Genomic DNA, 12,740 nt, shown 5'->3' with positions numbered 1-12,740 from the left:
CATCACCCGTGTTCAAAACCGATACGTCGCCTGCAGCTGGAAGGCTTGCGCCGACGTGTTGCCGGTCTTGAAGAGACGGTCGTAGCTGGCCGTCACGTCCACCGACTTGCCGACGGGCATCGTCAGCCCCAGGCCCGCGGACAGCATGCCGCGCGACGATGCCGCCCCCGGCAGCGCGAAGCGGGTACCGTCACCGGCCGCGGCATCCACGCCGCGGCCACGATCCAGCGTTTCGTAGGCATACCCCACGCGCACTTCGGCCAGCGCGGGTTTGACGCCGCCGGTATTGAAGGGCAGACCCACGGCAAACTGCGCGTAGGGCTGCAAGCTGTGCAGATTCTGCGTATCGACGTCCAGGTTCTGGCTGGTCGGCCCATCTTCGCCGTAACGGCCGGCATGGAAATACTGGTAGCGCAGACCCACGCGCGGCGTCACGATGACCGGACCGGTCGCCAAAGGCAGGCTGGCCTGCAACCCCGCGGTGAACTCCTGCCCGTCGGTGTCGCCCTTGGCATCGCCCAGCGGGCCAAAGCCGCGCCGCGTATCCAGGAAGTCATAAGCGGCACCCACCGTGGCGGCCACGTTGACGGGTCCCATGTAACGCGCGCCATAGCCGGCCACGCGCACCGTGTCGATCTTGCCGCTGGCCTGGTCCTCGCGCACGTCGATATGGCTGTAGCCGCCAGCCACGCCCACGGTCCAGTCACCGATCCGGTGATCGAGTCCGGCAAGGAAACCGTAGTGGCTGTCCTTGTAGCTGGGCGCATCGTTGTTGCCGCGCACGTGGTTGGTATTGGAGACCAGCTGCGTCCACACTTGATTGTTGCCGCCGCCAGTGACGCCACTGCTGCCTGCCACCGGAACGTTGCCCAGTCGCGCCAGCAGCGTCTCGTTGACGCGTTGCCCCTCTCGGATCGCCGCCGAACCCACGGCGCCGAACACCGTCGCGTTGGTCGGCTTCACGACCACCACGCCGCCGCCACTCGTCGCGCCACCTGTGTCCGTCGCGCCGGAACCGCTCGTATCCGTCGCGGCGGCCAAGGTCAGCTCGCTGCCATCCGCCAGGCTCTGCACGCTCTGCGCAAGGCTGGCCGGCGCGTTGCTGACCACACTGGAGAATGTGCCGGTGGTGCTGGCGGCATTGATGATGCGATAAGTCGCGGCGCTGTATGTGCCGGGGCCGTACAACACATTCAGGGTCCCGCCCAGGGTCGCCGTACCGCCGACGCTCAGTTGCGACGCCGCCGTGGGGCTGACGTCGATGTACAGCGTCCCGGATGCGGTCTGGGTATAGTCACCCGTGATGGTCAGCGTGCCGATCGAGCCGCCCGGACGCACCGTACCGTTGTTGACCACGCTGCCGTCGATGGTGCCATGGCCGCGCAGGGTGCCGGCGCTGTTGACGGTGACATCGCCCAGGATGCTGGCCGTGGCATGATCGGCATCGCCGATCTCCAGCGTTCCCGCGTCGACCGTGGTGCCGCCGGCATACGTGTTGACGCCATTCAGGATCAGCATGCCGTTGCCGGTCTTGGCCAGGCCGCCGGTGCCGCTCAGCACCGAATCGATCGTGGCCGTGACGTTGTCGTCGACTTCAAACGCCGACGCCGCGGCGGTCAGGCCGATGCTGCCACCCGTAAGGCGATAGCCGTCGGTGGAAAACTGCATGCCCGCGACATCGATGGCGCCCTGCGTGGTGTCCACGGTGACCGTGCCGGCCGTGCCGCCGAAGACCGGTCGCACGTCGGTCGACGACAGGACGCCGTTGCTCGTGCCATCGGTGCTGGTCCAGTTGGTGCCGGTCGCGGTCCAGGTACCCGATCCGCCCGCGATGGTGCCGGTGGCGGCCGTGTTGCCGCCGTCCCAGTAGTGATGCTCGGCATCCGGGGCCAGCGTCAACACCAGATTACCCTGGACTGTGGCGATCTGCGCCAGCAAGCCGTCATTGGTTGACAGGAATGCCGAGAGGTTGGTGTAAGTGCCGGTGCCGCCGGCGCGCACGAGGGAGAAGGACATGCCCGGCGCCAGGCTGTTGCCCGAGATGGCGATGGTGCTGTCGCTGATCGCGACGTTGCCGCTGACATTCAGATAGGCGTAGCTGCCGGGCGACGAGGCAGCAAAAACCAACGCGCCGCCGGTCTGAGTGTAGTTGCCGGTGACGTCGATGGGATTGATCAGTCCCAGCGTCGCGCCGGTGTTGTAGACGGTGCCGGATGCGCCGACGTTCAGATCGTCGTTGAGCACCAGAAAGCCGGTGCCGAATGTCAGGTTCGACGCTACGTTGTAGATCGTGCCTTTGTCGGCCACGCCCGTTCCGCCGCCGGCGCCTGTCAACAAGCCGGCGTTGCTGAGCGAGCCGCCATTGATCGTCAGGCCCGCGGTGCTGGCATCAGTGATGTCGCCAGCGATCGTGCCAGTGTTGACGATGGTCGAAAGCGAACTGGATCCGCTGACGTAGATGGAGTCGTACAGCCCGCGGATGGTGCCGCTGTTGGTGAGTGTGCCGACATTGCCGCTTCTCGTCACGAACAGGCCGGCCTGGTACAAGCCGGACGAACCGTCCATGGACCGGATCACGCCCGCGTTATCTATCGTGGATATCGAACCTCCGTCCACGTAGATGCCGGTGTCCATGCCTTGGATCAGGCCGCCATTGTTGCTGATCGACCCGATGGTGCCGGCGTTGTAGATGCCGCGGGCATTGTTGTCGATTGCCCCGGTGCCCTGGATCGTTCCTGTATTGGTGATGGTGCTGATGAGCCCGCTGTTGGAAACGCCAGCGTAGCCGCCGCGGATCTGGCCGTCGTTGTTCAACACCACGACAGTACCGGAGTTCAGCACGCCGGACGCGCCCGTGACGACGCCCTCTCCGGAAATGGTGCCCGATGCCTGATTGTCGATGGTGCCGATGGTTACCACGCCCGTTACGCCGTCGTAGGCGACATTGACGTTGCCGACAGCGGCCACACCGGTGGACGAGATCAGGCCGGCGTTGGTCAACGTACTGATCTGGGCGGGAGTTGGGGACCCGAACCGTCCATCATTGAGAATGCCGTAATCGCCGCTGCCCGTGATGGTCCCGGTTGCCGAGTTCGTCAGCAGTGTCACGGAGCCGACCACCCGCACGGGCGACACGCCGCTGATCAAGCCATCATTCAGAATCTCCGCCGCGGCTGACCCTAAACCGATGACAAGCGTGTCATAAACGGAGCTCAAGCTGGTGATGGTGCCCTGATTCCACAGCGTTCCCACGCTCGTGGCGTATTTCGCGCCGGTCCCGTTGTCGTCCGCGCCGCTGGTGATCGTTCCGGTGTTGGTGATGGTCAGGCTGCCCACCGTCCAGTCGATGCAACCGTGAGCCCCCGAGAACGACTGTCCGTCGACGGCGTCTTCGCACTCATATGCGGCGTGAGCCGGCGCACCGGTGAACAGAAGGCTGACCGCCATGGCGATCTGGCTGAATGCAAAAACGGCGCCGGGGCCGGTGACGCGACGAAACGGCGTGGGAATCATGGAAGCTCGCAAGGTGGCATGCAACAGCACATTGCATCTAAGACGGAAGATGCAACGATGCTACTTGCCCCTGGCACGCGCCGAAGGCGCGATCAAACGGAAGTATTGACCCCTCTTGGCTGTCTAGAAGCTGAGACCGCACAGCGCTGACACGGCGCCGCCACCGCCTCGCCGACAGCCGTGACCCGCAACGCGGCCGGCCCCGCGCAACGCCTTCAATGCGCCGAAGACGCGTCCGCGCCGCCGCCCTTGGCGGGCCGCGTGATCCAGATCAGCGGAATGATCAGCAGGAAAATGATGGCCGACACGAAGAAGATGTCGTTCAGGCCCATCATGGCGGCCTGGGCGTTGACGGTGGTGTCGAACAGATTGTTCGCGGTATTGGTGTCCAGGTGCAGCAACGAACGGATCATGTCTATCTGATGCGCGAACAGCGGATTGTCCGCGTTCGCCGCTTCGGTCAGGCGCTCGTGGTGCATGATGGTGCGGTTGTTCCACACCGTGCCCGCGATGGACGTGCCCACCGCGCCGCAGAACACCCGCACGAAATTCGACAGGCCCGCCGCTGCGGGCAGCTTGTGAGGCGGCTGCCCGGACAGGATGATGGCCGTCAAGGGGATGAAGAACAAGGCCATGGGGATACCCTGCAGCAGCGTCGGCACGATCAGGTGCCAGGTATCGATCTCCAGCACATAGTCGGAGCGCATGTAGAAGACACCCGCGAAGGCCAGGAACGCGATGGTGGCGATGATGCGCGCGTCCGACTTGGGCAGCAGCTTGCCGACCACCGGCGACAGCACCAGCGCGAAGATGCCCAGGGGCGCCAGCATCATGCCGGCGTCCACCGACCGGTAGTTCAGGTACTCCTGCATCCATTGCGGCAACAGCACCAGATTGCCGAAGAACACGCCATACGCCACCGAGATGGCGACCGTGCCGCCCAGGAAGTTACGCTGCCCGAACAGGCGCAGGTCCACGATGGGATGTTCCTCCGTCAACTCCCAGATCACGAAGAACACGAAGCTGACGGCGGCCGTGACGGCCAGTGCGACGATGACGCCGGAATCGAACCAGTCCAGGTCGCGTCCCTTGTCCAGCATGATCTGCAGGGCCGCCACCCAAGTGATGAGCAGTAGCAACCCGACCAGGTCGATGGGCAGCTTGCGCGTGATCGACTCCCGCTTACGGTAGATCTTCCAGCTGACCAGGGCCGCGAATATCCCCACCGGGATGTTGATGTAGAAGATCCACGACCAGCTGTAGCGGTCCGTGATCCAGCCGCCCAGCGACGGCCCCGCGATAGGTCCCACTGTCGCCGTCATGGCCCACAGCGCCAGTGCCATCGAACTCTTCTCCTTGGGATAGGAGCCCAGCAGGATGGCCTGTGACATCGGAATCAGCGGCCCGGCCACCACGCCTTGCAGCACGCGGGCGAACAACAGGATGGGCAGGGTGGGCGCGATGCCGCACAGGAACGACGCCACGGTGAACAGCACCACCGCGCCGACGAAGAGCTTGATCTGCCCCAGCCGCTGCGTCAGCCAGCCTGTCAAGGGAATGGACACGGCGTTTGCAGCGGCGAACACCGTGATCACCCACGTGCCCTCATCGACGGAGACACCGAGGTTGCCCGAGATCGTTGGAATCGCGACGTTGGCGATCGACGTATCGAGCACGTTCATGAACGTCGCCAGCGCCACCGCGACGGTGGCGAGCACGAGCTGTCCGCCTTCGAGCGGCGGATAGGGAGTGGGTTGTTGGGTGGCCATGGCTTCTGATAAATGCGTTGCGCCGCGATGCAGCGCAGCAATCGACAGGCATAGCGTCGCATGAATGGCTGAATCTGGCCTGAAGCCTGCGGCCTTGCCCCGCGATAGGCGGGGTATTCTTGCCGGAGGCTCTGGCTTACCGCTGCTGCTCACTGCTGCTGCTTACCGCCCTGCTGTCCACTCCCGGTTACAAGCAGTGCTGGCGCGCACCCATGGACCATGAAGCATGCCTGCTTTGACCCTGTTTCCCATGCTGGCCCGAACTTGCCAGGTCGCGCTGGCCGCGCTGACGCGCGAGCTGCGGGCCTGGCGCCCTTCCCGCGACCGCGCGCTGTTCGGCATAGAAGCGCTGCTGTCGGTGGCGCTGGCCGTGGCCGTGGCTCACTCGCTGCATCTGACGCATACCTGGTGGGCCGCGCTCAGCGGTTTCGCGGTCATGCAGACCGCCTTTTCCGCATCCCTGCAGCGGGCCGCCTATCGCATCGTGGGCACCATCGCTGGAGGCTTGCTGGGGACCTTGGCGGGGCCATGGGTCGGCAGCGTGCCCTGGTTGTTCGTGCCCGCGATGGCCGCCATCGGGGCGGTGACGGTCTACAACGTGAATGCCTCGCGCTGGGCCTACGCCTGGATGCTGGGGGGCATCACGGCGCTGCTGGTGATGTGCGAGGCACGCACCGCGCTGGCGATTCAGCCCACCGCGGCGTTCGCGACCCTGCGCGTCGCCGAGGTCGTGATCGGCACGCTGGCCTGCGTGGTGGTGGCGACCTTGTTTCACTGGGGTGAGAAGACGTACGAGCGAAGAAGCGCCTTGTCCACGGCGGCAGCCGATGCCGTCGGCAGCGATGAACCGCCCGCCGATCCGCCGTTGCCGCCCGCGGAAGCCACCGCGGCAAGCGCATCACGCGCGCCAGCGCCCCCGTCGGGGACCGAAGCAGTCATCGCGGCGGACGCCGTCGCGGTCACCGCGCCCGCGGTGCGACGATTGCTCGGCATCCAGGCCGCGTTGGCCATCGCGCTTGTCGCGGCCTGCGTGCAGTTCCTGCAACTGCCCGGCTACGAACAGGCCATGGTCACCGCCATCGCGGTGCTGATGCTGCCGGCGGGGCTGCAACCGGACACCGTCCACAAGCCCATGGTGGAGAAGATGGCCCAGCGCGCCATCGGCTGCCTGCTGGCCGGCTGCATCAGCGTGGCCATGCTGCCGCTGATGCAGGGCCATGCCGCCTTGTGCCTGGCCGCGCTGGCCGTGGGTGTGTGGGTGGGCTGTCATGTGCAGACCGGCAAGGAAGGCGCCAGCTATGTCGGCCGCCAGTTCACCATCGCCTTCCTCATGGTCTTCGTGCAGGATCATCAGTGGTCCGCCGATCCCCTGCCCGCGCTCCTGCGCCTGGCCGGCATTTTTGCTGGCATGACCGCCCTGCTGCTCGCCGTCTTCGCCACGGCCGGCACCCGGCTGGCGCGCGCCGCTCCCAGCGTCCCCTAGCCCCCCGGGGAGCAGGGATTTACGACAGGTGGACGGTGGCCAATCGCCAAGCCTAGAATGGCTCGCGCCTCCCCCCGGGCGCAAATAAGAAAATAAACATCCGGAGACCGAAATGCCCACAGAAGCGACCACGCAGTTCGCCGCGGCTCGGCGCGCCCGCGCCGCCCACACCGCCGCCCTATTGACGGCCACCGTCATCACCTTCACCAGCCCCTACGCCGTCGCGGAAGATTGGCCCACGCATTCCATCACCATGGTCACCCCCCTGGCGGCGGGCAGCGCCGCCGACGTCGCCATCCGCGCGGTCACCGACAAGCTGGCCGAACGGCTGGGCCAGGCCATCGTCGTGGACAATCCCACCGGCGCATCCGGTACCATAGGCGCCGACCGGGTCGCGCGTTCGACACCTGACGGCTACACCCTGTGCGGCTGCAACAACACCATCCTGGGCGTACTGCCCAATCTGCGTAAAGTCCCCTACGACCCAGTCAAGAGCTTCCGTCCCATCGGTATGGTGGCCGTCTTGCCCACGCTGCTGCTGGTCAACCCGGCACTGCCTATCCACAACACCCAGGAACTGCTCGCCTATGTGAAGGCACATCCCGGCCAGCTGAAGTATTCGTCCGGCGGCGTCGGCAGCCCGCAGGACATCGCCATGACCATGTTCGAAGCAGGTGCCGGCGTGCAGCTTCAGCACATCCCTTACAAGGGTGCCAGCCAGGCCGCCGTTGGCCTGGCGGCCGGCGAAGTCGACACCATGTTCTGCGCCATCGGTACGGTTCTGCCCCTGGTGAAATCCGGCAAGCTGCGCGCCATTGCCGTCGCCGGCGCCCAGCGCACGCCCCTGATGCCTGACTTACCCACCGTCGCCGAAGCGGGTGTCCCCGGCTACGACTACGCGTCATGGATAGGCATCGTCGCGCCCAAGGGCGTATCGGACACGGTCGTGAACAAGGTCAGCCATGAACTGGAAGGCCTGCTGCACGACCCCGCCACCTTGAAACGCTTCGCCGACCAGGGCATAGACCCGATGTACATGGGCCCCGCCGACATGGGCAGCTATATGGCCCAGGACTACCAGCGCATGGCCAAGGTGATCAAGGACTCGCACATGGCGGCGGAGTAGGCACCAGCCGCCTATGTCCCGCGGCGCGCGAACTGAGCCGGGGTGGTGGACAGCGGCCGCTGGGCGGCGGTCTGCCCTTCCCCGCGGGCCGCGTCGCCGCGCGGCTGCCTGACCACGTGGACATTGCGCACCGGTAGCGCGAACGCCAGCCCCAACCGTTCCAGCCCCTCCATGATGTCCAGATTCACCTTCTGCTGGACGTCCATGTACAGGTTGTAGCTGGGGTCGGTCACGTAATACACCACTTCATGGGTCAGGTCCTGCGTGCCGAAGCCTTTGAAATGGGCGCGATCGAAACGCGTGTCGCCAGCCGCTTCCACGGCCTGCCGGATCATGTCGGGCACCTGGCGCAACTGCTCCGGCCTGGCGTCGTAGCTGACGCCGAACGTGAACAGGATGCGGCGCTCATTCATGCGCTTGTAGTTATGCAGGGTGTTCTTCAGCAGCTCGGTGTTGCTGCACACCACCTGCTCGCCGCTCAGGCTGCGAATGCGCGTGGTCTTCAGGCCGATGTGTTCGATGCTGCCGGCAATATCGTTGAACACCACGAAATCGCCCAGTTCAAAGGGCTTGTCCAGGCCTATCGCCAGCGAAGCGAACAGGTCGCTGAGGATGCTTTGCACCGCCAGCGCGACCGCCACGCCGCCCACCCCCAGACTGGCCACGAAGGCCGTGATGTTGACGCCCATATTGGCCAACACGGCCAGCAGCAGGATGGACCACAGCAAAGCCCGCAAGGTCCAGGCCGTCATCGTGGTGATGACGGGGTTGTGGATGACATCACCGGTCATGGCCAGCCGCCGCGCCGTCCATATCACCACCCCGCGGTTGATCCACAGCGCGATCTGGAAGCCCACGACCAGAAACCAGAGATGATCCAGGCGGTCATCCCAGCGGTCGGTCAAAGGCAGGATTTTTGCCCCGATGATCACTGCCGCGACGAACAACGTGGTCTTGCTGGTCCCGCGCAGAACGTCCACCATCATCTCGGCATGCTGCGAACGCGTCCGCCGCGCCAGCGCATGCGCGCGATCGATCACGAAGCGCAGCAGGTATACAAGAACGATAAAGCCAAGCAGGGTCGCGACGACCGCGTAGACCCAGTCCAGAGCCGGAATGCCCATGAACGCGTTGATGTCCAGCCAGTTTTTCATCAGGTCTCCTTTGATGCTCCGGGCAAACGCCCGTCGGCGCGCGCACGGCGCGAATCAGAGGGACACGGCGATCATGGCACTGCGCGGCGCCCCTCTCTCAAAGGGCCTCGCGCAGCAAGTGCTATTCCGCGGCAGCGTCCAGCGCCTGCGTGAGCGACAGCGCCTGCCGCTCGAACAGGCCACGGTACACGCCGCCCGGGCGCTGGATCAAGGCATCGTGCGTGCCTTCTTCGATGATGCGGCCCTTGTCCATGACGATCAGGCGGTCCAGCGCGCGCACGGTCGACAGGCGATGCGCGATGACCAGCGTGGTGCGACCCACCATCAGCCGCTCCATCGCCTGCTGTATGAGCATCTCGCTTTCGCTGTCGAGGCTGGACGTGGCTTCGTCCAGGATCAGGATGGGCGCATCGGCCAGGAAGGCGCGCGCGATCGCCACGCGCTGGCGTTCGCCGCCAGACAGCTTGACGCCCCGTTCACCCACCAGCGTGTCATAGCCCCGCGGCAGCGCGGCGATGAAATCGTGCGCGCTGGCCAGGCGCGCGGCCGCTTCGATCTCGGCCATGGTGGCGTCGGGCCGCGCATAGGAAATGTTCTCCGCCAACGTGCGGTGAAACAGCACCGGGTCCTGCATCACGATGGCGATCTGCGCGCGCAGCGAGGATTGCAGCCCGTCCGCGATATCCTGGCCATCGATGGTGATCGTCCCGGCATTCACGTCGTGCATGCGCTGGATCAGCTTTATCAGGGTGGTCTTGCCGGAGCCGGAGTGTCCCACCAGCCCCACCCGTTCGCCCGGCTCGATGTGCAGGGAAAAGTCCTGGTACAGCGGCGTCGTGTGGCCGCCATACTGGAAGGTGACATGATCGAAGCGTATGTCCCCCTTGGTAATGGCAATCGGGCGAGCACCTGGCCGGTCGGCGACGCCGAGCGGTTGCCGCTCCATGCCCACCAGCTCCTCCATGTCGTTGACCGAGCGCTGCAGATTGCGCACGTGCATGCCCACCTCGCGCATATACCCATGCAGGATGAAATACATGGTCAAGGCGAAGGTGATATCGCCGGCGCTGGCGCGCTGGTCGGCCCACAGCAGCAGCGCGGCGCCGACGATGACCGTGCGCATCAACACCAACAGCGCGCCTTGCAGCCCGCCGTTGATCGTGCCCCGGATCCAGCCGCGATAGGTGCGGTCGCGCCACTTGTTCAAGATGCGGCCCAGGCGCTTTTCTTCGCGGCCTTCCGCGCCGAAGGCCTTCACCACCGCGTTGCAGCTGACGGCATCCGCCAACGCGCCGCCCAGGCGGGTGTCCCAGGAATTGGCCAGGCGCGCGGCCGGCGCGACGTAGAACAAGGACAGCGAGACGATCGCGATCAGGTAGACCACGGCGCCACCGCCCACCACCAGGCCCATGATGGGCCATTGCCATCCCAGCAGCAGCGCCGCGCCCACCAGCATCGTCAGCGAAGGCAGCAAGGCCACCAGCAAGGTGTCGTTCAACAGGTCCAGCGCCCAGATGCCGCGGGTGATCCTGCGCACCGTGGATCCGGCGAAGGTATTGGCGTGCCAGTCACTGGAAAAGCGCTGCACGCGATGAAAGGCCTCCGCGCAGATGCGGTTCATCATGCGCACGGTCAGCGCGGAAATCACCCCATACGACAACTGCCGCAGCACCGTGCCCGCCACGCCTGCCACGATCAGCAGCACGAAGGCGGACACGGCCTGCTGCCAGATGGCGGTGTTCGAAGCGGGGCCTGCCGTCACCGCGTCGACCAGACGGCCGGCGAACAGAGGCGTGACCACGTCCGCCAGCGCGCCGCCCAACACCAGGAAGATGATGAGGGCGATGCGGCGGGGCTGATGGCGCCAGTGGCGGAAGGTGTAGCCGAGGACGTCCTTGAAGACTTGTCCTCGCATGTCGATACGTGTGCGTTTCAGGGGCATGGATGCGGGGGCATTGATGGATACGTAGTCAGAATCCCAGGTCGCTGAGCCCCGGGTGATCATCGGGGCGGCGGCCAAGCGGCCAGTGGAATTTGCGGTCGGCCTCGCGGATGGGCGCGTCGTTGATGCAGGCAAGCCGCCGACGCATCAGGCCGTTGTCCTCGAATTCCCAGTTCTCGTTGCCGTAGGAGCGGAACCAGTTGCCGCTGTCGTCGTGCCATTCATAAGCGAAACGCACGGCGATGCGGTTTTCGTGGAAAGCCCACAGTTCCTTGATCAGGCGGTAATCCAGCTCGCGCGCCCACTTGCGTGTAAGGAACGCGACGATCTGTTCGCGCCCCTGGATGAATTCGGCGCGATTGCGCCAATAGCTGTCAGGCGTATAGGCCAGCGCGACCTTCTCCGGATCGCGGCCATTCCAGCCATCTTCGGCCAGCCGGACTTTCTGGACGGCGGATTGGTGCATGTACGGCGGCAGCGGCGGACGTTCAGCGGTCATGGCGATTCTCCGAAGGGGGGGTGGAAACCCTTGAGTGTAGCGATCCTCGATACGCATCGACGTTTTGACGTATCCGCATGTCGAATCGAAGCGTTTCATCGTCGCTTTGTATGAAACGAAAAACAAAGATTGACCTGTACGCATTGCTGCCTTAGTGTCTGTATACACATAAGAACGCAATTCAAAAACTCCGCTTTTCTTGGCAAGAAGTTGGTTTCAAGGGGAAATCAAAATGACGTTGCTTTGCGGCTTTTTGGCAGTTCGATCCCGGCTCAGGCGCTACTGCGCGGCGGCGGGCATGTTCGTGTTTCTGTTCGCCGGCGCCGCGCCCGCCCGCGCGGGATTCCCGGACAAGCCTATCTACCTGGTGGTGCCCTACGCGACCGGCGGCTTCGTGCATCTGGTGGGCATGCTGCTGGGCGAGGCCATGGGCGACGCCCTGGGAAAAAATATCGTCGTCACCAATCAGCCCGGCGCCAATGGCCTGATCGGCGCGGGCTATGTCGCCAAGGCCGCGCCGGACGGCTACACGGTGCTGCTGGCCGCATCGAGCATTCTTGAAATCAATCCCCACATCTACAAGAGCGTGCCTTTCGATGCGCTCAAGGACTTCGCGCCTGTCGGCCTTGTCGCGAATACCAGCAACATCCTGGTGGTCAGTCCTGAAAGCGGCATAAAGAGCCTGAAGGACCTGGTGGCGAAGGCCCGCACGGCGCCGGACCAGGTGTCCTACGGCTCATCGGGTCCCGGCAGCGTCATGCATATCGCGGGCGAAGCCCTGCAGCGCAGCATCGACAAGCCCATGATGCACGTGCCCTATAAAGGCACGGCGCCCGCGCTGACGGATCTGATGGGCGGGCGCATCACGACGCTGTTCTCGGATTCCTCGGCCATTCCGCAGATCCAGTCCGGCAAGCTGGTTGCCTTGGCGGTATCGCCGGCAACCATCCCCCAGTTGCCTGGCGTGCCGGCCATGAAAGACGCGGCCCAGGCCGCGGGCATTCCCGACTACCACCCGCCCGTGCTCTGGTACGGCCTGCTGGCGCCCAGGAACGTTCCCGCGCCCATCATCGCCAAGCTCAACGCGGCGCTGGTCAAGGCCTTGAACACCCCCGCCCTGCGCCAGAAGCTGATCGACGCGGGCGCCACCCCGGCGGCGGACCCAAGCGCCGCCTATCTCGCCCGCCAACTGCCGCTGGAATACGCGGACTACGGCAAGCTGCTTTCTCAACTGAACATCAAGCTCGACTGACC

8 protein-coding genes are annotated in these 12,740 nt (G+C 65.1%); 3 read left to right on the top strand and 5 right to left on the bottom strand.

Annotation, left to right across the window (positions count from 1 at the left end; all coding sequences use genetic code 11):
- Positions 1-12: 12 nt before the first annotated feature.
- Positions 13-3,513 (bottom strand): autotransporter domain-containing protein, encoded by a 3,501-nt coding sequence (locus ASB57_RS27280; protein ID WP_057655011.1) that lies wholly within the window; start codon positions 3,511-3,513, stop codon positions 13-15.
- Between the two features lie 215 nt (positions 3,514-3,728).
- Positions 3,729-5,282 carry a DHA2 family efflux MFS transporter permease subunit gene (locus tag ASB57_RS27275; RefSeq protein ID WP_057655010.1) on the bottom strand — a complete coding sequence of 518 codons (1,554 nt, stop codon included), beginning with the start codon at positions 5,280-5,282 and terminating at the stop codon, positions 3,729-3,731.
- A gap of 226 nt (positions 5,283-5,508) precedes the next feature.
- Here ASB57_RS27275 and ASB57_RS27270 point away from each other — a divergent pair, with 226 nt between their 5' ends.
- Positions 5,509-6,765 carry an FUSC family protein gene (locus ASB57_RS27270; RefSeq protein ID WP_231755270.1) on the top strand — a complete coding sequence of 419 codons (1,257 nt, stop codon included), beginning with the start codon at positions 5,509-5,511 and terminating at the stop codon, positions 6,763-6,765.
- Between the two features lie 112 nt (positions 6,766-6,877).
- Positions 6,878-7,891: a tripartite tricarboxylate transporter substrate binding protein gene (locus tag ASB57_RS27265; protein ID WP_057655009.1), complete on the top strand. Its 1,014-nt coding sequence runs from the start codon at positions 6,878-6,880 to the stop codon at positions 7,889-7,891.
- A gap of 11 nt (positions 7,892-7,902) precedes the next feature.
- On the opposite strand, the gene ASB57_RS27260 is transcribed toward ASB57_RS27265, so the two are convergent.
- The 3 genes from ASB57_RS27260 to ASB57_RS27250 form a co-directional block, all read right to left on the bottom strand.
- On the bottom strand, positions 7,903-9,045 hold the full coding sequence (locus tag ASB57_RS27260; RefSeq protein ID WP_057655008.1) for a mechanosensitive ion channel family protein: 1,143 nt from the start codon (positions 9,043-9,045) through the stop codon (positions 7,903-7,905).
- Positions 9,046-9,166: 121 nt separating this feature from the next.
- Complete coding sequence (locus tag ASB57_RS27255; protein WP_082621869.1) at positions 9,167-10,987, bottom strand: ABC transporter ATP-binding protein; 1,821 nt, start codon at positions 10,985-10,987, stop codon at positions 9,167-9,169.
- Between the two features lie 28 nt (positions 10,988-11,015).
- Positions 11,016-11,486 (bottom strand): nuclear transport factor 2 family protein, encoded by a 471-nt coding sequence (locus ASB57_RS27250; protein WP_057655007.1) that lies wholly within the window; start codon positions 11,484-11,486, stop codon positions 11,016-11,018.
- 298 nt (positions 11,487-11,784) lie between these two features.
- Between ASB57_RS27250 and ASB57_RS27245 the strand changes: the two genes are divergently transcribed.
- The gene (locus tag ASB57_RS27245) at positions 11,785-12,738 is read left to right on the top strand and encodes a tripartite tricarboxylate transporter substrate binding protein (RefSeq protein ID WP_057655006.1); all 954 of its coding nucleotides are present in this window, start codon (positions 11,785-11,787) and stop codon (positions 12,736-12,738) included.
- Positions 12,739-12,740: the final 2 nt, after the last annotated feature.

The sequence above is a fragment of the Bordetella sp. N genome (assembly GCF_001433395.1).
Taxonomy (GTDB): domain Bacteria; phylum Pseudomonadota; class Gammaproteobacteria; order Burkholderiales; family Burkholderiaceae_B; genus Bordetella_C.
This window is presented reverse-complemented; position numbering and strand designations above follow the sequence as displayed.

What these genes read in the sequence shown, in the direction of transcription:
- ASB57_RS27280 (WP_057655011.1), bottom strand. Translation starts at nt 3,513, where the DNA reads ATGATTCCCACGCCGTTTCGTCGCGTCACCGGCCCCGGCGCCGTTTTT.
- ASB57_RS27275 (WP_057655010.1), bottom strand. Translation starts at nt 5,282, where the DNA reads ATGGCCACCCAACAACCCACTCCCTATCCGCCGCTCGAAGGCGGACAG.
- ASB57_RS27270 (WP_231755270.1), top strand. Translation starts at nt 5,509, where the DNA reads ATGCCTGCTTTGACCCTGTTTCCCATGCTGGCCCGAACTTGCCAGGTC.
- ASB57_RS27265 (WP_057655009.1), top strand. Translation starts at nt 6,878, where the DNA reads ATGCCCACAGAAGCGACCACGCAGTTCGCCGCGGCTCGGCGCGCCCGC.
- ASB57_RS27260 (WP_057655008.1), bottom strand. Translation starts at nt 9,045, where the DNA reads ATGAAAAACTGGCTGGACATCAACGCGTTCATGGGCATTCCGGCTCTG.
- ASB57_RS27255 (WP_082621869.1), bottom strand. Translation starts at nt 10,987, where the DNA reads ATGCCCCTGAAACGCACACGTATCGACATGCGAGGACAAGTCTTCAAG.
- ASB57_RS27250 (WP_057655007.1), bottom strand. Translation starts at nt 11,486, where the DNA reads ATGACCGCTGAACGTCCGCCGCTGCCGCCGTACATGCACCAATCCGCC.
- ASB57_RS27245 (WP_057655006.1), top strand. Translation starts at nt 11,785, where the DNA reads ATGTTCGTGTTTCTGTTCGCCGGCGCCGCGCCCGCCCGCGCGGGATTC.